Below are 21,261 nucleotides of genomic sequence, written 5' to 3' on the forward strand. Positions count from 1 at the left end.
TTTACTGCGACCCGCCTGCCAACTTACCGTTCGCGTGGGTTATCAGAGATGAGGTTTCGAGCAGTTCTGGGGAGGCCAGCGGCCTGGGCAGCCCTTCGAGCATCTCGGGCGCGTCGAGCTCGCCGTCCACGACGCCGAGATCGTGCAGCTTGCGCGCCGTGACCAGCACGCGGCTTTCGAGCGATCCGACCGACTTGTTGTACGCCTCCACGGCCCGCGTCAGCGCCTTGCCCAGCGACTCCACGTTCCTGCCCAGGGACGACAGCCGCTCGTACAGCTCCTTGCCCAGCTCGAACACCGCCCGCGCGTTCTCGCCCAGCGCGGCCTGCTGCCAGGCGTAGTGCGCGGTGCGCAGCATCGTGATCAGCGTCGTGGGGGTGGCGATGTGCACGCGCCGCGTCATCGCGTACTCCAGCAGCCCGGGGTCGCGTTCGAGCGCCGGCGCCAGGAACGCCTCCCCGGGGATGAACAGCACCACGAACTCCGGCGACGGGTTGAACCCCTGCCAGTACGCCTTGGCCGCCAGCCGGTCGATGTGCTCGCGCACGTGCCTGGCGTGCGCGTCCAGGCGGACGGAGGCGAGCGATTCGTCCGAGGCCTCGGCGGCCTCCAGGTAGGCGGCCAGCGAGACCTTGGAGTCGACCACGATGTTCTTGCCCCCGGCGAGCCTGACGACCATGTCGGGCCGCATGGAGCCCTCGGTGACCTGCTCGTCGAAGTCGCAGTGGCGCTGCATGCCGGCGATCTCCGCGACCCTGCGCAGTTGCAGCTCGCCCCACCGGCCGCGGGCCTCGGGCCGCTGCAGCGCCCTGACCAGGGCGGTGGTCTGGGAGCGCAGCTGTTCGTTGCTCTGGCGGACGAACTCCATCTGCTTGGCCAGCTCGGCCCGTGCCGCCCGCTGCCCCGACTCGGTGTCGCGCAGCTGCGACTCGACCCGGGCCAGCGCGTCCTTCAGCGGCTCGACCAGGTGCTCGACGGCCTGCTTGCGCTGCTCCAGGTCGCCGGTGGCCTCCGCGCGGCTGGCCGCGAGCCTGGTCTCGGCCAGCTCCAGGAAGCGGATGTTGTTGACGTCGAGGGCGCGCGTGGACAGCGCCTGGAACCGCTCGGCGAGCTGCTCCTCGACGTAGACCAGCTTCTCGGCCGCCGACTTGGCGCGCGCGTCGGCCTCGGCCACCCGCACCGCCGCCCGTGTCCTGGCCACCAGGAACCCCACGAGCAGACCGACGGCGAGACCGATGAGAAGCGACACGACGTCCATCCCAGCGATGATCCCAGGATGCGGGGCGCGAATCTTCCCGACACGCTTGGGCGTTCCGCTTGTGCGCCTCATCACCCGTCACGCACAGTACGGGGATGGATACGGTACCGAAGCTCGCCGCCGCGGGCGTCGCCGTGGCTGCGGTCATGGTCGCGCTGGGCGGCGCGGTCATCGCGGGCTCGGGGGAGGCCAAGCAGCCCCGCCCGGTGCTGCGCTGGACGCCCGGCGCGTGCGTCACCGGCGAGCTGGCGCTGACGGCGTGCAACGGTGGCGACTCCGAGGTGGTGGCCATGGCCTCCGACCCGCCGGCGCCCGGCGAGTGCCCGGTGGACACCGACGAGGTCCTGCGGGTCGGCGCGGGCCGTACGGCGTGCGTACGCAACTTCCTGGAGCCGCATCCCGGCGCCCCCGGCGGAGGCGGCGGCCTGCTCAGGCCGGGCGACTGCGTCACGCTGGACGGCCGCGAGCGGGCCTGCGCGCGGCCCGGCTGGTACGGCAGGGCGCTCGCCCTCGCCGGCGAGCCCGCCGCCTGCCCCGACGGCACCCTCGACACCCTCGACACCCTCGACGGGGACTCCCAGGTCATCTGCCTGGGTCGGGGCGGCCAGGTGCTCGACCGCGGCGCCTGCGTGGCCGAGCCCGCCACCGACGTGATCGCCCGGTCGGCCGTCACCCGGGTGCCCTGCGACTCCCCGCACGCCTGGGCCAGGGTGCTGTCGTTCGAGGTCACGCCCGCGCGCTGCCCGCCCAGCTCGCGGCGCTACCTGCGCGCCGACGAGGGCAACCGTCCGGTGACCTGTCTGTACGTGCTCAGCCAGTAAACTCTGCGTTCGTGAGTCTCTCCATCGGCATCGTCGGCCTGCCCAACGTCGGTAAGTCCACGCTCTTCAACGCGCTGACCAAGACCGGCAACGCGCTCGCGGCGAACTACCCGTTCGCCACCATCGAGCCCAACGTGGGCATCGTCGGCGTGCCCGACGACCGGCTGCCCGTGCTGGCCGAGATCTTCTCCTCGGCCCGCATCCTGCCCGCCAAGGTCGAGTTCGTGGACATCGCGGGCCTGGTCAAGGGGGCCTCGGAGGGTCAGGGCAGGGGCAACCAGTTCCTCGCCAACATCCGCGACACCGACGCGATCTGCCAGGTCATCCGCGTCTTCAGCGACCCCGACGTGACACACGTCGACGGCGAGATCTCGCCGAAGCGCGACATCGAGACGATCAACACCGAATTGATCATGGCCGACCTGCAGACGGTCGAGAAGGCCGTGCCGCGCCTGCAGAAGGAGGCGCGCAACAACAAGGACAAGAAGGCCGCGCTGGAGGCCGCCGAGGCCGCCCTGGCCGTCCTGGAGACCGGCAAGACCGTCTTCGAGAGCGGCCTCGACCGTGAGGAGCTGCGCGAGCTGCACCTGCTCACCGCCAAGCCGTTCCTGTACGTGTTCAACCTCGACGCCGACGAGCTGACCGACACCGCGCTCAGGGAGCAGCTCTCGACGCTGGTGGCCCCGGCCGAGGCCGTGTTCCTCGACGCCAAGATCGAGTCGGAGCTGGTGGAGCTCGACGAGGAGGAGGCGCTGGAGCTGCTGCAGTCGGTGGGCCAGGAGGAGTCGGGCCTGCGCCAGCTCGCCAGGGTCGGCTTCGAGACGCTGGGCCTGCAGACGTACCTGACGGCCGGGCCGAAGGAGACCAGGGCCTGGACGATCCGCAAGGGTGCCACGGCGCCCGAGGCGGCGGGCGTCATCCACACCGACTTCCAGCGCGGCTTCATCAAGGCCGAGGTCGTCTCCTTCGACGACCTGGTGGAGGCCGGCTCGATCGCCAACGCCCGTTCGGCGGGCAAGGCGCGCATCGAGGGCAAGGACTACGTGATGCGCGACGGCGACGTCGTGGAGTTCCGCTTCAACGTCTGACGTCTTCGACGGCACGGCGCTCACGGACGGCGAGCGTTCGCTACGGTAGGTTACCGACGGCGGCCGACGGCGAAGCCCCCATAGGCGTCTGGTGTCCCTGGAACGACCAGACGTTTGTTCCAGGGATAACTGATGCGTCAACCACTTTGGGCCCCCGCGCGTCGAATCGTCACGGCGTTCACGCTGAATCGGGAGGCCCTCATGTTCCGTCGCATCATCAGGAAGAGGCGCTCGGCGCCCACGCTCGCGGGCATCAGCCTCGAGGAGGAGCTGGCCCTCATCAGGGTCGAGCTCATGTACGGCCTGCGCGTCAACCGCGAGGCGTACCTCCGCAGGAAGGTGGACGAGCGCGTCGAGATGGCCACGCGCATGCGCGAGCGCGAGCCGGCCGAGATGCTGGCCGATCTCCGGGGGTCGCTGGAGCGCTCGGTGCGGCCGACGGTGGTGGACCTGCACAGCCGGCGTCAGGCGCGGACGAGCCAGGATCCCGAGCCCGCCTGACCGACGGTCGCTGATTCCGACCCATGCCGATTCCGCAGGTCGAGACAGGTCCATGCCTATTTTGGACAGGAATCCGTGGCTGCCGCGCTATGCGATTTTAGGCGTCTGGCCTGGTCAAAAGGCGATTGCAACGGGAACTGACAGGAATCGGCACTGTGGCCTGTCCTGCGGGCCCGGTTTGCCGGTGGGGAGGGTCATGCCGCAGCATGGGCGTGGCTTTCTCGGAACAATGGCGGAGACCGGATAGGGTGACTACTTCACCGCGGATGATGGGGATCGGCAACGGACGACACCGCGCCAGCCGGGGGGATCGGCGCGAGCGGAGGCGTGATGGCTCGTAGGTCTACCGTCCAGCACGATCCTCGGATCGCTGACGGGCCCGGGCTTTCCGCAACCCTGGACACGGCTGACTTCGAGGCGCCGCCGCCCCGCAGGCCGCGGCGCGGCGGCTGGTCGGGTGGCGGCGGACGATGGCTGGTGTGGACCGGCCGCATCATTCTCTGGGCACTTATCGTGGTTATCGTGGTGAATGGGATTCGTGCCCCATTTGAGCGGTTTACCCAGCAAGAGCCTGCTTCGTCCAATGTGGCCGCGCAGGTCGACAAGGGATTCCCCACCGACGGCGGCATGGCGTTCGCCGCCCAGTTCGCTGGGGTTTATCTGAATTTCAGCCCGGAAGACGCGGCCAGCAGGTCCAGCAAGCTCGCGGCGTTCCTGGCCGAGGGCATGGACCCGCAGATGGGCTGGGACGGCTACGGCAAGCTGGCGGCCGTCGCCGTCCAGCCGTACGACATCGAGGCGACCGACGCCCACAACGCCGTGGTCAGCGTGGCGTTCCAGAGCGGCCCGCGCCGGATGCTGCTGTCGGTGCCGATCTACTACTCCGGCGACGACGCCGGACGGCGCTTCGTCGTGGCGGGCCGCCCGGCGGTCCTGCCCGCCCCGGCCCCGGCCGACCTCCCCCAGGTGGCCGCTCCGGAGACCGACGACGCGGCGGCCGCCGAGCTCAAGCCCCAGCTGGAGGGCTTCTTCAAGGAGTACGCGTCCGGCGACGCGGCCGGGCTGCAGCGCTACGTCGCCGCCGGCAAGAGCCTGCCCAGCTTCGGCGGCGCGTTCACCTTCTCGCAGCTCAAGGAAGTCGTGGTGCCTGTGGGGGGTGCCACCCGAGAGATTCAGGCGGTCGTGGTGTGGGCGGTGCCCAGCGGCGACGCCCCGCCCACTCCCAACGCCACCGACCCGGCGGCGGTCGGCGGCACGCTGGAGCAGGTCTACCGCCTGACCGTGGAAAAGCAGGGCGACAAGTGGTTCGTCGCCGACATCCGCGGTGGCGGCCGCGTCGTTGGATAGAGGCACGGCCGCGCCGCTGATCGGTACCCCCCGGGAGGACAAGAAGTGACCTTGAAGACCGTAGTGCTCACCTTGATCGAGATGTCGCCGACACCGACCCCGGTGTCCACCGGCATCGACACCGGAGGGCTCGCCAACTTCCTGCGCGCGTTCTTCGCCCCGTTGTTCCTGGTCGTCGTCTCAGTGGTCGCGCTCTTCTTCCTCTTCACCCGTGAGATCACGCGTTTCGTGCAGTTCCTGATACTGGCCGTGGCCATCGGAGTGATCTTCTACGTGCCCAACATCATCGAGGTGACAGCGCGGGCCATCGCGGGCGCACTGGGCATCAGATGAGGGTTGAGACCGCTTCGCGGCGGTCATGAACGAGCGGGTGGAGAGGAGGACCGTGTGGACCTGCCCACGTATACGAACATCTGGCGGATAGAGAAGCGGCTGTACAAGCTGTACGACCTGCGGCTGCCGATGCCGCTGCCCATCGTCTGGATCGGCGTGTTCGTCGGCGTGTTCGTCCCGTGGTCGCTCCTGCTGGTCCTGGTGGGCGTGCCGGTGGAGATGCCTTGGCACGTGCTGTTCCTGGTGCCGCCGGGCATCGTGACGTGGTTGTCCACCCGTCCGGTCATCGAGGGCAAGCGGCTCACCGAGCTGCTCGAGTCCCAGCTCCGCTACCTGGGCCAGCCGAAGGCGTGGTACCGCATGGCGCCCAGCTCGGAGCCCGAGACCGTCACGTTCTCCGGCCGCGTCTGGCGCACCGGCCCCGCCCGCGCCAAGTCGAAGGCGCCGCGCAAGGCCCGCCAGCCGCAGCGCAGGCGCGAGGGCCAGCGGCTCACCGGGCCCCGCCAGGTCCGCCCCGCGGTCGCCGCCGCCGCTGCCGCCGCCTCCCAGGCTCCCGTCGCCGAGCCGCCCTCCCGTACGGGCTGGGGCAGCCGCCGGGGCACCGCGCCCGCCCTCAAGGGCCGGGTACGCCAGGGAGCCGCGTCTCCGGCACCCGGGGCCACGGCCGGGCCGGTGTGGCGCGAGAAGGGGGTCTCAGGCGGCTCTGGGCGGCGTCCGGAGCGGCCGGTGTCGCTCCTGGAGGAGGCCGTCGGCGCGGCGCACGCGCCGGCCGGGCCCGACCACGTGGACATGCCACCCGCACAGGACGAGCTTCCCGCGATCGAGACCACCGGCGGGCAGGCGGAGGGCGGCCCGCGCCGTGAGCTCGCCGCCGGTCAGGAGGCCGTCGCTGTCGGCGGAGCCGCCGGCGAACATGACGACGAGGCCACGGACGACGCGCGCGCCGCGCGCCGCGCGCCGGAGCAGGGCCCCGCCACCGGACGGGAAACCGCGGTGGCTCGCGACGCGGAGCCTCTGGGCGCGCATGGGGAGACGAGCGCCGAGGCGGTGGCCGCGCGCGAGGCGAGCGTGCCGATCAAGACGGCGGAGAGCCGCAAGCCCGCGGCGGGCAAGCCCATCGACACCGAGGCGCTGCGGCGGTTGCGGCGGCTCGCGGCCAGCGCCGACGCCCCCGCCGACGCTCCGGGACGCGCCGAGACGGTGGCGCGCAGGGGGTCGTCGGAGCGGGGCGAGGACGAGGTCGCCAGGGACCAGCACAGGAAGGGCCAGCCGCCGCGGCTCGCCCGGACCGGGCTGGAGTTGCCCGGCACCCAGCGGGTCTGGCCCCCGATCAACCCGAACGCCAAGCCCCTTCCCCGCCCGGCTGTCCGCGGGGCGCAGGAGGGCCGGGAGGACACTCCCGCGGACCTCCGCCAGGACCACGGCGACCACCGCACGCCGGGACCCGTTCCGGCGGAGCCGGCCGGGGGCGACGTGCCGGGCGCGAGCGTTGTGCCTGGCACTGACGATGTGCCCGCCGTCGGCGATGTGCCAGGCACTGGCGATGTGACGGGCTCGGGTGATGCGATCGCGGCCGATGCGGTGGGCGCGCGCGACGGGGCACACGGCAAGCAGCAAGCCCGGCCGCAGGACGCCGCGCCGCAGGACGCCGCGCCACAGGCGCCCGCCGAGGTCCAGGCGGTTGCCGAGGACGGTGGCGTCGCTGAGGGGCCTGAGCGGCCGGAACCGGTGACGGCCGGCGAGAGCGCCGCGGTGACCGGCGACGGCAGCGAGACGGCAACAGGCGACGGTGACGAGACGGCAGCGTGCGACGGTAGCGAGTCGGCAGCGGGCGACGGTGACGAGACGGCAGGTGGCGGCGGCAGCACTGCGGAGACAGGCGACCGCGGTGCCACGACGGCGGATGCCGGCGTCGCGCCGGTGGGGGGCGAGCCCGTCGACAAGGCGGCGGGTGACCGCACGCCGGCGACCGAGGAACCGGCAGCGGTGCCCGACGATCGCAGGGCCTCCGCGACGGGCGAGGCTCAGCACCCGAGCAATGGCGTGGCCCAGCACCCGAGCAATGGCGTGGCCCAGCACCCGAGCAGTGGCGCGGTCCAGCACCCGAGCAGTGGCGCGGCGCAGCGGCCGGGTAATGGCGCGGCTCAGGAGCCGCGGGAGGCGGCCGGGGAGCGGAGTGGTGCTGGCGGGGTGCGGGGCGGGCGGTCCGGTGAGATCGTGGCCCCCGTGCCGGTCCCCAGGCCGGGCGAGGGCCGGGTGCGCAGGGTCGAGTCCGTGGTGGGCAGGGACTCCGGCGGCTGGCGCCGCATCGCGCAGGTCGTCGTGGGCGGCGGCGGGGTCCGTACCGACGGCTCGGAGATCGACGAGGCGCGGGCCAGGGGCGTCTTCCCGGGCGGCCGGCGGATCGTCGTGCTGGGCTGCACCGGCGGAGCCGGGCAGACCACGACGGCGCTCATGCTCGGCCACACCTTCGCCCAGGTACGCGACGACAGGGTCGTGGCCGTCGACGCCAACACCGGCGGCGGCACGCTGACCAGCAAGATCCAGCCGGAGACCCCCGAGACCCTGACGTCGCTGCTGTCGGGGCTCGACCGGGTCAGCGGCTATCTCACCATGCGGGGTTACACCACGCGGACCGCCTCCGGGCTCGAGGTGATCAGCGCGGACACCGACGCGGGCGCCGAGCAGCGCCTCGCGGACCGGTCCTTCTTCTCCGACCACCGGCTCGGCGAATCCATGCGCCTGCTCGACCGCCACTACAAGCTGGCCGTCATCGACCCGGCCGCCGCCCTGGCGGCCAGGTTGCTGCCGTACGCGGACCAGCTCGTCCTGGTGGTTCCGGCGAGCGAGGAGGCGCCGGAGGCGGTGGCGATGACGTACGAGTGGCTCGACGGGCACGGCTGCGCGGAGCTGCGCAGGCGGGCGGTGATGGTGGTCAACGGCGTCAGCAGGCGCTCGATGACCGACGTCGAGCAGGCGGAGTCGGTGGCCAGAGGCAGGTGCAGGGCCATCGTCAGGGTCCCCTGGGAGGACGATCTGGCGCCGGGCGGCGCCGAGACCGTCGATCCCGGGCAGTTGCGCGCGGCCGGGCGGCGGGCCTATCTGGCCCTCGCCGGTGTGGTGGTCGCGGGCTTCGCGGCACAGACCGTACGGACGAGCGAAGAGGAGTTGGCGAGTGACCCCCCGGGCACGAGAATCGGTGAGCGATAAGTGAACAAGCGAGCAGGTCTGGCCCGTTCATGCGCCGAGGGGGCGGCATGAGCAGGGCGTCCCGAGCGCACCAGCGCCTCGCGGTCCGCTACTTCGACGACCGCATCCTGCTCACGGACACCTGCGCATGGGCGTACTTCCGGCTCCCGACGGTCAGCTACGAGTTCGTCACGCCGGAAGAGCGCGAGGCGCTGGCCACCAACATCACGATCGCGCTGGCGGCGATCAGGATGCCCGACGCCGAGGTCCACCTGAGGGTGGCGCACCGCACGTACCCCGCCGCGGAGTGGGCCATGGCGCTGAACGCCACGTCCGACGAGGGGCCTGGCTGGCGCGACTACCTGGAGGAGATGTACCGGCACGTCTGGGCCAAGGACTTCTGGACCAAGGAGGTCTACCTGGGCGTGCGGCTCGGCCCGCGCGGCAAGCAGCTCGGCAGCGGCGTGCTGTCCCAGCTCCTCGGCTTCTACCAGAAGACGGAGAAGACGCTGGGCATGGAGGACGACCAGGTGCCCGACAGCGAGATCGGGCGGTGGACCGAGCAGGCCGAACGGCTCGGCAGGGCGCTCGCGTCGAGCGCGCTGTACGCCCGTCACGCCACCTCGGTCGAGGTGGCGTGGTTGTTCCAGCACGCGGCCGCCGGCTCGGTCGGCGATCCGGCGCCGTCGGCGAGCCCGCGCAGGCGCTGGGGCAGGGGCGAGATCGAGTCGCTGGTGGAGGGCGAGATCCACAACGGCAGGTCGCTGCTGCGGATCGTGCAGCCCCAGGGCGACTCGTACGTGGCCTACCTGTCGTTCGCGCGGTTCCCCGACCTGATGCCGTTCCCCGACGGCGAGCCGTGGCTGCACTTCGCCGACCAGTTGCCGTTCCCGGTGGAGGTCTCCTCGCGGATGCGGCTGATCCCGCCGGTCAAGGCGTCCAAGGACGTGGCGCGCAAGCTCGCGCACGCCCGCGACATGGACCACCACATCCGCGAGGCGGGCGCGGAGGCGCCGCTGGCGCTGGCCGAGCAGATCGACGCGGCCCGCATGCTGGAGCACGGCATCACCAAGGAGCGGCTGCCCTTCGTGTACGGCTGGCACCGCCTGATCGTCTCGGCCCCCACCGAGGACATCTGCGTGCAGCGGGTGGAGGCGGTGGTCGAGCACTACCGCGACATGGGCATCGACGTGGTGAACTCGACCGGCGACCAGTTCTCGCTGTTCTGCGAGTCGCTGCCGGGCGAGAAGGTGCGCCTGAACGCCTACGCCCAGCGCCAGCCCCTGCGGACGATCGCGGGCGGCATGGCCACGGCCACGGTCGATCTGGGCGACCGGCTGGATGAGGGCAGCGAGGGCTGGCTGGGCCCGTACATCGGCGAGACCGTCGGCAGGGCGCGCAGCATCGTGCACTTCGACCCGCTGGTGGCGGCCACCCGCAACCGGCCGACCGCCATCGCGATCACCGGCGAGCCGGGCGGCGGCAAGACCACGCTCGCGCTGCTGATGATCTACCAGATGGCGCTGCGCGGCGTGACGGTCGCGGTGATCGACCCGAAGGGTGACGCGGAGTCGCTGGTGCAGCTCCTGGAGAAGCGGGGCCGCAAGGCCCGGGTGATCCCGCTGGGCTCGGCCGCGCCGGGGCTGCTGGACCCGTTCTCGTTCGGCGACGACATCGCGGCGAAGAAGACGATGGCGACCGAGACGCTGCGGCTGCTGCTGCCCCGCATGTCGGAGGAGCGCGAGTCGGCGATGATCCAGGCGGTGGCGGCGGTCTCCAACGGCGAGGACCCCTCGCTGGGCAAGGTCGTCGACTTCCTGGAGCACGCCGACGACCCCGCCTCGAAGAACCTGGGCGCGGTGCTGCGCTCGATGTCCGAGATGCACCTGGCCAGGCTCTGCTTCGACCCGTCGGGCGGCGACCAGATCGACTCCGAGGGGTGGACGACCGTGTTCACGCTGGGCGGCCTGACGCTGCCCGACGTGGCCACGGGCAGGGAGGACTACTCCTACGAGCAGCGGCTGTCGGTGGCCCTGCTCTACCTGGTGTCGCAGTTCGCGCGCAGGCTGATGAACGGCCTCGACCGGCGCGCCCCCAAGGCGATCTTCCTGGACGAGGCGTGGGCGATCACCTCCACGCCCGAGGGCGCCAAGCTGGTGCCCGAGGTCAGCCGGATGGGCCGCTCCCGCAACACCGCTCTCGTGCTGGTCTCGCAGAACGCGGGAGACCTGCTCAACGAGCAGGTGACCAACTGCTTGTCGTCCGTCTTCGCGTTCAGGTCCACGGAACGGGTGGAAGTGGACCACGTCATGTCCCTGCTCGGGGTGGAGCCGTCGGAGGAGCACAAGGCCGTGCTGCGCTCGCTGGGCAACGGCGAATGCGTATTCCGCGATCTGGATGGCAGGGCGGGCCGGATCGGAGTAGACCTGATCTCCGAGGAACTTCTCCGCTGGCTCGACACGAACCCGACGCACGACAAACCCGGCGCCGCCGGGCATGATGATCATCAAGGGGGCGTGGGCAGGGCGCAGGAGGTACGGTCATGAAGATCCGGCTATCCCGACGACTGGCGCTCGTGCTCGCGCTCGTCAGCGCCGTTCTGGTGGTGCCGCTCGTGCTGGGCGCCACCACCACCCCGGCCGCCGCGGCTCCCTGCGACCTGTCGGGCCCGCTCTCGCCCGAGATGGTCGGCAGCGGCGTCGACGGCCTGATCCAGCCGCCGGCCACCGCGGGCCCCCCGCAGGCGGCGACCACCAACTACACGCAGTTCGGCATGAGCGGCCAGTTCTGGCACACCCACGATCTGACCTGCTCCGACTACGTGGCCGTGCTCGGCAACATGTGGGCCAACGGCATCTTCACCGCGGCCAAGGCGGTCGACCGGCTGACGATCACCACGTACCAGGCGGCGGCGACCGAAGGGCCGCTCCAGTCCATCAAGGACGTGGTCGACGACATCGTCACGAGCCTGTCCAACGCCATGTACTGGCCCTACCTCCGCCCGATCGTCATCCTCGGCGCCATCTGGCTGGCCTGGTACGGGCTGATCCGCAAGCGTGCCACCACGACCGCGGAAGGCGTCATCTGGATGGTGCTGGCGGTCACCGTGGCGGTCTGGTTCTTCAGCCGTCCCGGCGACTTCACCGGCCTGGGCAAGGTCGTCACGGACAAGACGGGCGAGGTGGTCAACTCCGCCTTCTCCGGCCTGCCCGGCGCGGGCGGCGCGTCCTGCCTGCCGCCGCCCGGCAACGCCAACCCGCAGGTCACGACCGGTGGGTACGCCCAGAGCGGCACGCCCGGCGTGGACCAGAACGCCGACGCGCTGTGGTCCACCCTGGTCTGCAAGCCGTGGCTGGTGGGCCTGTTCGGCACCTCCGACCCGCAGCAGCCGATCGTCCGCGACTGGGGCCGCAAGGTGCTGGAGATGCAGTCGGTCCCGGCGCCACAGGCCGGCCAGCCCGCCCCGGACGTGGGGGCCAGGCAGTCGGAGTACGCCTCGCTGGCCGACAAGCTCAGGAACGACCCTCGCTACGCCACCTTCTCCGGCCGTGACTGGTCGAACCGGCTCGGAGTGGCCGTCGGAGCGTTCATCGCGGCCATCGTCGCGGGGCTGCTCATCTTCCTCGTGGCGGTCTCGCTGCTGGTGCTGAAGGTGGGCTTCCTGCTGTTGCTCATCCTCGGGCCGATCTTCCTGCTGATCGGCGTGCATCCGGGCAGCGGGAGGATCGTCGCCATGCGCTGGGTGGAGATGCTCATCGGCACGCTGCTGCGGCAGGCCGTGCTGACGGTCGTGCTCAGCGTGCTCGTGTACGGGTACGCGCTGATCATCTCGACGGCCATGCCATGGGGCATGCAGGTGCTGTTCATGGCGTTGCTGACGATCGCGGTGTTCTTCTACCGGCGGCCGTTCCAGCACCTGTTCGCCTCGATGAGCGGCCACACGGTCACCACCCGCATGCTCGGCGAGGCCGCGAGTTCGTCCGTGCTCGAACGGTCGGCGGGCGCGCTGCCGCCGGTCGCCTCGGCCAGGATCGGCCGCTGGGGGCTGCGCAAGGCCGAGCCGCTCATCAGGGCGGCGGGCGCGGTCAACCCGGCGGGCGCGGCGGCCTCGGCGGCGGCCGGGCAGATGCGCGTGCGCGGCGAGGAAGGGGAGGGCGCCGCTTCCGGCACCCGGATCCCGGCCACGGCGGCGCCACTCGACACCGACCAGCAGGGTGGCAAGGCGGCCGGCCGGGCCACGCTCGAACCGCGCAGGGGCACCGCGCCCCCGCTCAACCTGAACGGCGCGCCGGCCCGCACCCGCGGCGGGGCGGCGGGCGGCCCCAGGATGGGCGCGGCCTCGCCGACGACGGGCGGCTCCGGCGGCTCGGGCGGTTCTGGCTCGGGCGGCGGCTCGGGCGGCGGCTCGGGCTCCGGCGGCGGCTGGTTCGGCGGGGCGTCCGGCGGCGGCTGGGCCCGGCGCGGCGGCTCCGCGGGCGGATCCGGGGGCGGATCCGGGGGCGGTTCGGCGGGCGGCTCGCGTAGCACGGGCGCGCGCACCTCGCGCTTCGGCGGCTCCGGTGGCTCCGCGAGCTCCGGCGGCTCGCGCGCGGGCGGGACACGCTCGCGCGGCGGCTCGGGCGGCGGCGGTCTGTTCGGCGGCGGCGGTTCGGGCGGCTCGGGTGGTTCGGGTGTTTCGGGTGGCGGTCTGTTCGGCGGAGGAGGCTCGCGCAGGTCCGGCGGCTCGAACGGGTCGAACGGCTCGCGTGGCGGCCTGTTCGGCGGTGGCGGGTCGGGCAACGGAGGGTCCAGGTCAGGCGGCGGCACCTCGCCCGGCCCCCGGATCTTCGGCTCGGACGAGCCGTCGTCCCGCGCCTCCGAGGCGCCCCCGCTCTGGCTGCGCAGCAGCCGCAACGGCGGCGGCTCCGGCGGTGACAGCCCCGACGTGCCCTTCTGGCTCAAGCCGAGCAACCCCGACAAGGACTGAAACATGGCACAGCCGGGTGACAGGCGAGGGGTGGCCTTCGCCGCCGTCGTCGTGGTCATCGCCGCGGTCGGCATCTACCTGACGATGTGGCCGGACTCGTCCGACCAGGCCACGCCGGAGCCGGAGGCGAGCATCGCCACCAGCTCCGCCGTGGCGTCGAGCACGCCGCTGGCGACCGCGAGCGCCGCGCCGTTCGACATCTACGCGTACCTGCCGATGCAGAAGGAGCAGCTCGCCGCGGCGGCGGACCTGGCCGAGCGGTTCACCGCCGCGTACGGCACCTTCCGCTACGACGAGGACCCGGCGGCGTACGCGGAGCGGCTGAAGGTGTACACGACGCCGGAGCTCGCCGGCACCCTGACCAGGACGGTCACCTCGGCCGGCTTCGTCGAGCAGAACCGCGTCGACCAGACCGTCTCCACCGCCACGGCCCGGCTGAAGGAGATCCGGCAGGTCGAGAAGTCCTCCGTCGTGTTCGTCATCACCGCGAGCCGGCAGGTCACCGCCAAGAGCGGCAACAGGCTGGCGCAGGAGGAGTACGCGGTCACGGTCAGCCAGCTCGGCGCCGACTGGCGCATCTACGACATCCTGCCGTCCACCGAAGGCCAGGAGGGTGACCAGTGAAGCTCTCCAGAGCACGGCTCGCCCTGATCATCGGCGCGGCGGGGCTGCTGCTCCTGGTCGCGGTCCTCATCTCGCCGCTGCTGCTGATGTCGATGCCGTCGTTCCTGGCCGACGGCGGCATCACCGTCGACTGCGAGGACACCGCCCAGGTGGAGGAGGTCTCCGACTCGGCCGCGTCCGACATCCCGGCCGAGTACCTGGAGCTCTACAAGGAGCACGGCAAGAAGATCGGCGTCCAGTGGAACATCCTGGCGGCCGTCGGCAAGCGCGAGACCGACCACGGCCGCTCCACCCTGCCGGGCGTCAGCAGCGGCACCAACGCCGCGGGCGCGGCCGGGCCGATGCAGTTCCTCATCTCCACGTGGGGCGGCAAGGCCAGGATCCCGACGTCGTCCGAGTTCAACGGGTACGCCTCCGACGGTGACGACGACGGCGTGGCCGACGTCTACAACCCGGCGGACGCCATCCTGGGGGCCGCCAAGATGCTCAAGCGCAACGGCGCGCCCGAGAACGTCCGGCAGGCGCTGTTCGTCTACAACCGGGCCTGGTGGTACGTCGACCAGGTCGAGGAGATCGCCAGGCAGTACGCCAAGTCCGGCGTGGTCAAGGTGCCGCCGCAGGCGTCGGAGGACTGCGACGACCCGCTGGTGGAGGCCGCGCCGAGCGACCTCGTGGCCAAGATCCTGCAGTACGCGCTGGCGCAGCGCGGCAAGCCGTACCTGTGGGGCGGCACGGGGCCCGACTCCTTCGACTGCTCGGGCGTCATCTACGCGGCCTACAAGGCGGCGGGGCTGACGATCCCGCGTACGACGTTCACGCAGTGGCCGTTCGGCGTGAAGGTGTTAGAGGGTGAGGAGCAGCCGGGGGACCTGGTGTTCTTCAACGCGGGGCCGGGCACCTCTCCCGACAACCCCGGCCACGTCGGGCTGGTCGTGTCGAAGGGCAAGATGCTGGAGGCCCGGTGCCGGTTGTGCGGGCCCATCAAGGTGACGAGCTACCAGGCGCGGAACAACCGCGTGGGCTTCACCCGTCCGTTGCAGAACCCCGACGTGGTCGAGCAGATCAAGAAGCTGCAGAATCCTTCTCTATGAACATTGTGGTCGTTGCCGCGGTGATCGTCCGCCCGGGTGGGCGGGTGCTGGCCGCCCAGCGTGCTGAGCCTGCCGCGCTGGCCGGTGGCTGGGAGTTCCCCGGGGGGAAGGTGGATCCGGGGGAGAGCGAGACCGCGGCGCTGGTGCGGGAGTGCCAGGAGGAGCTCGGCGTGGAGGTCGCCGTGGGCGAGCGCGTCGGCGGGGACTGGCCGCTGGCCGATGGGTACGTCATGCGTGTCTGGCTCTGCTCCCTGCTGTCGGGCCGCCCCGAGGCGAAGGAGCATCTGGCGCTGCGCTGGCTCGGGCCGGGGGAGTATTACGACGTCGAGTGGCTGGGAGCGGATCTGCCCATCATGAAGACCGTGGAGAATCTGCTCCTGCGTGATTAGGACATCCCTCTCTGTGACACAATGATTACTGTGCGTAATTTGTCGCGGCGGGGGAGTGGGGAGCGATGCGGAGGAGCTGGGTCGTCGCCGGTGTGCTGATCCTGGTGGCGGTGCCCTCCGTGCCCGTGGCGGCGGCTGGGGTGTCGCTGGTGCTGGAGCGGGTAGGCGGGGCCGACGGGGTCGGCAAGTGGGTCAGGACCGGGGACACGCAGCGGTTCCGGGTGCGGCTCAACGGGATGGGGCGGGGGGCCCGGGTCGCGGTGGCGGCCAGCCCTGTGGAGGCGCTGACGGAGGTGGCCTGCGAGCCGGCGCCGGGGCGGGCCTCGCGGTCCGGCCCCGAGGCGGGCGGCGCACCTGGGACAGCGGCCGTAACGGGTCCGCCGGCCGCGGCCTCTGGCACGCAGCCGGCGTCACGTGCCGGTACGGCTTCTCGCGTCGGTACGGCCTCCGTCATCGGCGCGGTTCCGAAGGTCACCGGGACGTCGCACGCCGGTGTGGCGGCGACGCTGACCATGCGGGCGCTGTCCGTGGTGGGCGGCGCGGGCGTGAAGGGGACGGCGCTGCCCGGGACCCGGGTGTGCGCGCTGGGGAAGGTCTCCGGCGAGCGGGCCGTGGACATCACGCTCAAGGCGCCGGCGGATACGGAGGAAGTGGTGCTGGCCGCCGTGGCCAGGGTGCGGGACGCCGAGAGCGGCGGGCTGACGACCATGAGCAGGACCGCCGCCGTCCGCGCGGGCGAGGTGATCACGGGCGACGCGGCGACGTTCGCGGGGCCCGCCCACCGCCTCCACCCGCAGCGGCCCGGCGCGGTGCGGCCGGATGGTACGGGGGCCCGGTCGGGCACCCCATCAGCCACGCCTGCACGTGCGCAGGCCACGCCCGCGCGCACCCGAGCCACGCCTGCACGTGCGCAAGCCACGCCCGCGCGCACCCGGGCCACGCCTGCACGCGCGCGGGCCGCGTCGCGGCGCGCGCGGGCTGCGACGGTGCCGCCGGCGGGCGGGTCGCTCGTCATCCCGAGCGCGATCCCCAGCGTGGTGCCGAGTGCGGTGCCGAGCGTGGCGCCGCAGGGCGTCACCTCGGGCGCGGTGGCGAGCGTGGCGCCGGCGCCTTCCGCCGGCGGCGCCGGCGGTGCTCCGCAGCCGCCCGCCAGTGGCGTTCCGCAGGCGTCCGCCCTGCCAACGCCCTCCAGCGGCGCCTGGCCGGCGCCCGCGGGCGGCGCCCCGCAGGCGTCGGCCGGTGCGTTCCCGCAGCCCTTGGCCACGGCGCCCGGAGCCATTCCCAGCCCGTCAGGGGCGATTGTCTCGTTCCAGCCGGAGGCCGCTGGAGGGGAGGCGCCGTTGCCGTGGGGAATGGCCATGTCCGCGAAGCCTGTTGAGCCTGTCCGATGGGTCAGTCCGATCGACGGCCCGAAGGCGTTGCCCATGGTTGTCGGGGGTATCGGACTACTGATGGCGGGCCTGTGGGCCGTTGTCACGGTGCAACGAGGCCGTAAACGGAGAAAGGTGTTGTAATTCCGTCTTTACTGTTACTTTTACCCGGCTAGTATTCCCTTGACCATGGTTCCGGGACCACGCGGAGGGCACCGGTGGCACGCACACGAGCGACAGCCGTGTCCGCAATCGTCCTGGCGCTCGGACTGACGGGCGCCGGTGCGACGCCGTTCATCGTGCAGAGCGCGAGCGCCTCGGTGGCGTTCGACCCGATCGTGGAGCCCTGCGATCCCGACGTGACGCTGTGCGGCGACATCACGCCCGAGACCACCATCACGGTCACCACCACGTTAGGCTCGCCGAGCCCGACGGGGCCGGAGGAGGCGCCGGAGACGACGGTCACCAAGACCGTCACCGCGACCCCCACCAAGACGTCCAAGTCGCCCACCCCGACCAAGACCACGTCCGCGCCCGCCCCCACGCCGACGCAGACGCCGACCACGCCGGCGCAGAACCCGCAGCCCCTGCCCACCCAGAGCGCCGAGGTGCCGCCGGTCATCCCGACCACGCCCACGCCCGAGCAGTCGGTGGAGATGCCGGCCATCGCGCCGACCGACACGCCCTCCAACACGCTGCCGAGCCAGACGCAGGCCGCCTCCACCGAGGAGGTGCCGCTGGAGCTGCGCAGGGCCGCGCCGGAGTTCGACCAGACCGACCTGACGCGCAAGCTGAGCATCCCGGCGCTGGTGCTGGTCCTGCTCGCGCTGTTCGCGGTCCTGATCTTCGAGGGCAGGCTGCGCAGGATGGCCCACGCGGCGGCCGTCCGGAAGGCGGGGCCCCCGCCGATGACCTCGCCGATGCCCGGCCCGGCCATGGGGCCGGAGATGCACCCCACCGGTGGTTACCCGGCGGGGCCCGGCTACGCCGCCGCCACGGGCGGCTTCCCCGCCCCTGCTCCGGCCTATCCGGGCGGCACGGCGTACGCGCCGATCATCAGCTTCGTGCCGGTGCAGACCTATCCGAGCGGCCCGCCCCAGTACGGCTACCAGGACCCGAACCACCCGTACCCGCCGCAGGGCTACATGCAGGAGCCGCCTGCCACGGAGCCCGAGCCCGTGGTGCTGCACCCCGACGAGTTCGACTCCTACAGCGAGCCGCCCAGGTCCCGCGAGCGCGACATGTTCGAGCCGCTGGTCCCGCCCGCGCCCGTGCCGGCGGACATCCCGCCGGGCGGCGCCGATCCGTACGAAGGCGGCGTCGAGCAGCCGCTCGGCCCGGCGTCGGCCGCCGAGGCGGGCGACTCGGTGCCGTGGGAGCAGGAGCAGCCGGGCTCGCTGTTCCAGCCCGCACGCGACTACGAGCCGCCGCCCTACCTGCCCCCCGACGAGGACGTGACGGCCGTGCAGCCGTTGCCGCAGCCTCCGGCGGCGGCCGGGTCCGAGCAGCGGCAGGAGCCGACCAAGGAGCTGCCGGACGCCACGCGCAAGCGGTTCGGCAGGAAGAAGAAGTAGCGACACGCGGAAGGCGGGGGCCGGAGAACCGGCCCCCGCCTTCCGCGTGCGGCTGCTGTTACCTGCGCCTGAAGATCTTGTTGCCCAGCCACACCAGCGGGTCGTACTTGCGATCCACCACGCGCTCCTTCATCGGGATCAGCGCGTTGTCAGTGATCTTGATGTGCTCGGGGCAGACCTCGGTGCAGCACTTGGTGATGTTGCAGTAGCCGAGCCCGTGCTCCTCCTGGGCCGCTTCCTGCCGGTCCGCCACGTCGTACGGGTGCATGTCCAGCTCGGCGATCCGCATGAGGAAGCGGGGACCGGAGAAGTTGGCCTTGTTCTCCTCGTGGTCGCGGATCACGTGGCAGACGTTGTTGCACATGAAGCACTCGATGCACTTGCGGAACTCCTGCGAGCGCTCGACGTCGATCTGCTTCATCCGGTACTCGCCCGGCTGGACCCCCTCCGGCGGCGTGAAGGAGGGCACCTCACGGGCCTTCTGGTAGTTGTACGAGACGTCGGTGACGAGGTCCTTGATGACGGGGAACGTCCGCATCGGCGTGACCGTGATGGTCTCGTCCTCCTCGAAGGTGGACATCCGGGTCATGCAGCCGAGCCGGGGCTTGCCGTTGATCTCCATGCTGCACGAGCCGCACTTGCCGGCCTTGCAGTTCCACCGCACGGCGAGGTCGGGGGCCTGCGTGGCCTGGAGGCGGTGGATGATGTCGAGGACGACCTCGCCCTCGTTCACCTCCACCGTGAAGTCCTCGAGCCTGCCCTCGCCGCCCTCACCGCGCCAGACCTTGAACTTTGCCTTGTAGCTCATGACTTCGCTATCCCGTCGAACTCGGCCATCTCTTCGTCGGTGAGGTACTTCTTCAGCTCGTCCCGGTCGAACAGGCTGATCAGGTCCTCGCGCATCGAGGGCTGCACCTTCTCCTCGACCTTCACGGCGTTGCCGTCCTGCGTGGAGCAGACGAGCAGCTTGCGGCGCCAGTCGGGGTTCATGCCGGGGAAGTCGTCGCGGGTGTGCCCGCCGCGGCTCTCCTCGCGCATGAGCGCGGCGCGGGCCACGCACTCCGACACCAGCACCATGTTGCGCAGGTCGATCGCCAGGTGCCAGCCGGGGTTGTAGATGCGCGAGCCGGCCGCGCCGACCATGCGCACGCGCTCCTTGAGCTTCTCCACGACGCCGAGGGCCTCGGTGATCTCCTCGGCCTTGCGGATGATGCCGACCAGGTCGTTCATGGTGCGCTGGAGCTCGTGGTGCACCTCGTACGGGTTCTCGCCGCTGCGGCCCAGCGGCGCCAGCGCCTCCTCCCTGGCGCTCTCCACCTGCTCGGGGAGCACCTTGGGCCGGGCCTTGAGCGAGTCCACGTACGAGGCCGCGCCCGCGCCCGCCCGGCGCCCGAACACCAGCAGGTCCGACAGCGAGTTGCCGCCCAGCCGGTTGGAGCCGTGCATGCCGCCGGAGACCTCGCCCGCCGCGAACAGCCCGGGCACGGCCGCCGCGCCGCTGTCGGCGTCCACCTCGACGCCGCCCATGATGTAGTGGCAGGTCGGGCCCACCTGCATGGGCTCGGCGGTGATGTCGACGTCGGCCAGCTCCTTGAACTGGTGGTGCATCGACGGCAGCCGCTTCTTGATCTCCTCGGCGGGCAGCCGGGTGGAGACGTCGAGGAACACGCCGCCCTGGGGCGAGCCGCGCCCGGCCTTCACCTCGGCGTTGATCGCGCGGGCCACCTCGTCACGCGGCAGCAGCTCCGGTGGGCGCCGGTTGTTGGCCTGGTCGGTGTACCAGCGGTCGCCCTCCTCCTCGGTGGTGGCGTACTTGTCCTTGAACACCTCGGGGATGTAGTCGAACATGAAGCGCTTGCCCTCGGAGTTGCGCAGCACGCCGCCGTCACCGCGGACGGACTCGGTGACGAGGATGCCGCGCACGGAGGGCGGCCAGACCATCCCGGTGGGGTGGAACTGGATGAACTCCATGTTGATCAGGTTCGCGCCGGCGAGCAGGGCCAGGGCGTGGCCGTCGCCGGTGTACTCCCAGGAGTTGGAGGTCACCACGTACGACTTGCCGATGCCGCCGGTGGCCAGCACCACGGCGGGGGCGTCGAAGAGCACGAAGTTGCCGGTCTCGCGCCAGTAGCCGAACGCGCCGGAGATCGCGTCGCCGTCCTTGAGCAGCCGGGTTACGGTGCACTCGGCGAAGACCTTGATGTAGGCCTCGTAGTCGCCGTGCGTCTCGTAGTCCTCCTGCTGGAGCGCGACGACGCGCTGCTGCAGGGTGCGGATGAGCTCCAGCCCGGTACGGTCGCCCACGTGTGCGAGCCGTGGGTACTCGTGCCCGCCGAAGTTCCGCTGGCTGATCTTGCCGTCCTTGGTGCGGTCGAACAGCGCGCCCCAGGCCTCCAGCTCCCACACCCGGTCGGGGGCCTCCTTGGCGTGCAGCTCGGCCATCCGCCAGTTGTTGAGGAACTTGCCGCCCCGCATGGTGTCACGGAAGTGCACCATCCAGTTGTCGTCGGGGTTGACGTTGCCCATCGCGGCGGCGGCGCCGCCCTCGGCCATGACCGTGTGCGCCTTGCCGAACAGCGACTTGCAGACGATCGCCGTCCGCTTGCCCTGCTGGCGGGCCTCGATGGCGGCTCGCAGCCCGGCGCCGCCCGCGCCGATGACGACGACGTCGTACTCGTGGCGCTCTGTGTTGTAGGTGTTTTCCACTGAA

The 21,261-nt window shown here is 71.7% G+C and carries 16 protein-coding genes; 13 read left to right on the forward strand and 3 right to left on the reverse strand.

Going from position 1 to position 21,261, the window contains the following annotated elements; translation table 11 throughout:
• Nucleotide 1: 1 nt before the first annotated feature.
• The gene (gene rmuC, locus AB0I79_RS25290) at nt 2–1,258 is read right to left on the reverse strand and encodes a DNA recombination protein RmuC (protein ID WP_357876952.1); all 1,257 of its coding nucleotides are present in this window, start codon (nt 1,256–1,258) and stop codon (nt 2–4) included.
• 95 nt (nt 1,259–1,353) lie between these two features.
• On the opposite strand from rmuC, the gene AB0I79_RS25295 reads away from it, so the two are divergent.
• From AB0I79_RS25295 to AB0I79_RS25355, 13 genes are all read left to right on the forward strand, one after another.
• Nucleotides 1,354–2,079: a hypothetical protein gene (locus AB0I79_RS25295; RefSeq protein WP_357876955.1), complete on the forward strand. Its 726-nt coding sequence runs from the start codon at nt 1,354–1,356 to the stop codon at nt 2,077–2,079.
• Between the two features lie 11 nt (nt 2,080–2,090).
• Entirely contained in the window at nt 2,091–3,167 is a 1,077-nt protein-coding gene (gene ychF, locus AB0I79_RS25300) for a redox-regulated ATPase YchF (RefSeq protein WP_357876958.1), read from the forward strand.
• 201 nt (nt 3,168–3,368) lie between these two features.
• Nucleotides 3,369–3,668, forward strand: coding sequence for a hypothetical protein (locus tag AB0I79_RS25305; protein WP_357876961.1), 300 nt, complete (start codon nt 3,369–3,371; stop codon nt 3,666–3,668).
• A 585-nt stretch (nt 3,669–4,253) separates the two neighbouring features.
• Nucleotides 4,254–5,015 (forward strand): conjugal transfer protein, encoded by a 762-nt coding sequence (locus AB0I79_RS25310; RefSeq protein WP_357876964.1) that lies wholly within the window; start codon nt 4,254–4,256, stop codon nt 5,013–5,015.
• Between the two features lie 81 nt (nt 5,016–5,096).
• Complete coding sequence (locus AB0I79_RS25315) at nt 5,097–5,348, forward strand: hypothetical protein (protein ID WP_225276234.1); 252 nt, start codon at nt 5,097–5,099, stop codon at nt 5,346–5,348.
• A gap of 54 nt (nt 5,349–5,402) precedes the next feature.
• Complete coding sequence (locus AB0I79_RS25320) at nt 5,403–8,558, forward strand: TcpE family conjugal transfer membrane protein (RefSeq protein WP_357876967.1); 3,156 nt, start codon at nt 5,403–5,405, stop codon at nt 8,556–8,558.
• Nucleotides 8,559–8,605: 47 nt separating this feature from the next.
• Nucleotides 8,606–11,083, forward strand: a complete 2,478-nt coding sequence (locus tag AB0I79_RS25325; protein WP_357876970.1) for an ATP-binding protein — start codon at nt 8,606–8,608, stop codon at nt 11,081–11,083.
• A complete protein-coding gene (locus AB0I79_RS25330) occupies nt 11,080–13,503 on the forward strand; it encodes a type IV secretion system protein (protein ID WP_357876973.1) in 2,424 nt (807 codons plus the stop codon). Before AB0I79_RS25325 ends, AB0I79_RS25330 begins: the two co-directional genes overlap by 4 nt.
• Before the next feature lie 3 nt (nt 13,504–13,506).
• Nucleotides 13,507–14,127 (forward strand): hypothetical protein, encoded by a 621-nt coding sequence (locus tag AB0I79_RS25335; protein WP_357876976.1) that lies wholly within the window; start codon nt 13,507–13,509, stop codon nt 14,125–14,127.
• A complete protein-coding gene (locus AB0I79_RS25340) occupies nt 14,124–15,218 on the forward strand; it encodes a bifunctional lytic transglycosylase/C40 family peptidase (protein ID WP_357876979.1) in 1,095 nt (364 codons plus the stop codon). Before AB0I79_RS25335 ends, AB0I79_RS25340 begins: the two co-directional genes overlap by 4 nt.
• The gene (locus AB0I79_RS25345; RefSeq protein ID WP_357876982.1) at nt 15,215–15,607 is read left to right on the forward strand and encodes a (deoxy)nucleoside triphosphate pyrophosphohydrolase; all 393 of its coding nucleotides are present in this window, start codon (nt 15,215–15,217) and stop codon (nt 15,605–15,607) included. The genes AB0I79_RS25340 and AB0I79_RS25345 overlap by 4 nt, the downstream gene beginning before the upstream one ends.
• A 65-nt stretch (nt 15,608–15,672) precedes the next feature.
• On the forward strand, nt 15,673–17,121 hold the full coding sequence (locus AB0I79_RS25350; protein ID WP_357876985.1) for a hypothetical protein: 1,449 nt from the start codon (nt 15,673–15,675) through the stop codon (nt 17,119–17,121).
• A gap of 98 nt (nt 17,122–17,219) precedes the next feature.
• A complete protein-coding gene (locus AB0I79_RS25355) occupies nt 17,220–18,551 on the forward strand; it encodes a hypothetical protein (RefSeq protein WP_357876988.1) in 1,332 nt (443 codons plus the stop codon).
• A 58-nt stretch (nt 18,552–18,609) separates the two neighbouring features.
• Here the strand turns inward: AB0I79_RS25355 and AB0I79_RS25360 are convergent, their stop codons facing one another.
• Nucleotides 18,610–19,359, reverse strand: a complete 750-nt coding sequence (locus AB0I79_RS25360) for a succinate dehydrogenase/fumarate reductase iron-sulfur subunit (RefSeq protein WP_357876991.1) — start codon at nt 19,357–19,359, stop codon at nt 18,610–18,612.
• Nucleotides 19,356–21,257: a fumarate reductase/succinate dehydrogenase flavoprotein subunit gene (locus AB0I79_RS25365; RefSeq protein ID WP_357876994.1), complete on the reverse strand. Its 1,902-nt coding sequence runs from the start codon at nt 21,255–21,257 to the stop codon at nt 19,356–19,358. Before AB0I79_RS25365 ends, AB0I79_RS25360 begins: the two co-directional genes overlap by 4 nt.
• Nucleotides 21,258–21,261: the final 4 nt, after the last annotated feature.

Origin of the sequence: Nonomuraea sp. NPDC050202, from assembly GCF_040656115.1 — a bacterium.
Lineage (GTDB): Bacteria > Actinomycetota > Actinomycetes > Streptosporangiales > Streptosporangiaceae > Nonomuraea.

Bases quoted from the DNA above. Each gene is read 5' to 3' on its own strand.
- AB0I79_RS25295 (WP_357876955.1), top strand. From the start codon at position 1,354: ATGGATACGGTACCGAAGCTCGCCGCCGCGGGCGTCGCCGTGGCTGCG.
- AB0I79_RS25360 (WP_357876991.1), bottom strand. From the start codon at position 19,359: ATGAGCTACAAGGCAAAGTTCAAGGTCTGGCGCGGTGAGGGCGGCGAG.
- AB0I79_RS25330 (WP_357876973.1), top strand. From the start codon at position 11,080: ATGAAGATCCGGCTATCCCGACGACTGGCGCTCGTGCTCGCGCTCGTC.
- AB0I79_RS25350 (WP_357876985.1), top strand. From the start codon at position 15,673: ATGCGGAGGAGCTGGGTCGTCGCCGGTGTGCTGATCCTGGTGGCGGTG.
- AB0I79_RS25335 (WP_357876976.1), top strand. From the start codon at position 13,507: ATGGCACAGCCGGGTGACAGGCGAGGGGTGGCCTTCGCCGCCGTCGTC.
- rmuC (WP_357876952.1), bottom strand. From the start codon at position 1,258: ATGGACGTCGTGTCGCTTCTCATCGGTCTCGCCGTCGGTCTGCTCGTG.
- AB0I79_RS25325 (WP_357876970.1), top strand. From the start codon at position 8,606: ATGAGCAGGGCGTCCCGAGCGCACCAGCGCCTCGCGGTCCGCTACTTC.
- AB0I79_RS25345 (WP_357876982.1), top strand. From the start codon at position 15,215: ATGAACATTGTGGTCGTTGCCGCGGTGATCGTCCGCCCGGGTGGGCGG.
- AB0I79_RS25315 (WP_225276234.1), top strand. From the start codon at position 5,097: ATGTCGCCGACACCGACCCCGGTGTCCACCGGCATCGACACCGGAGGG.
- AB0I79_RS25305 (WP_357876961.1), top strand. From the start codon at position 3,369: ATGTTCCGTCGCATCATCAGGAAGAGGCGCTCGGCGCCCACGCTCGCG.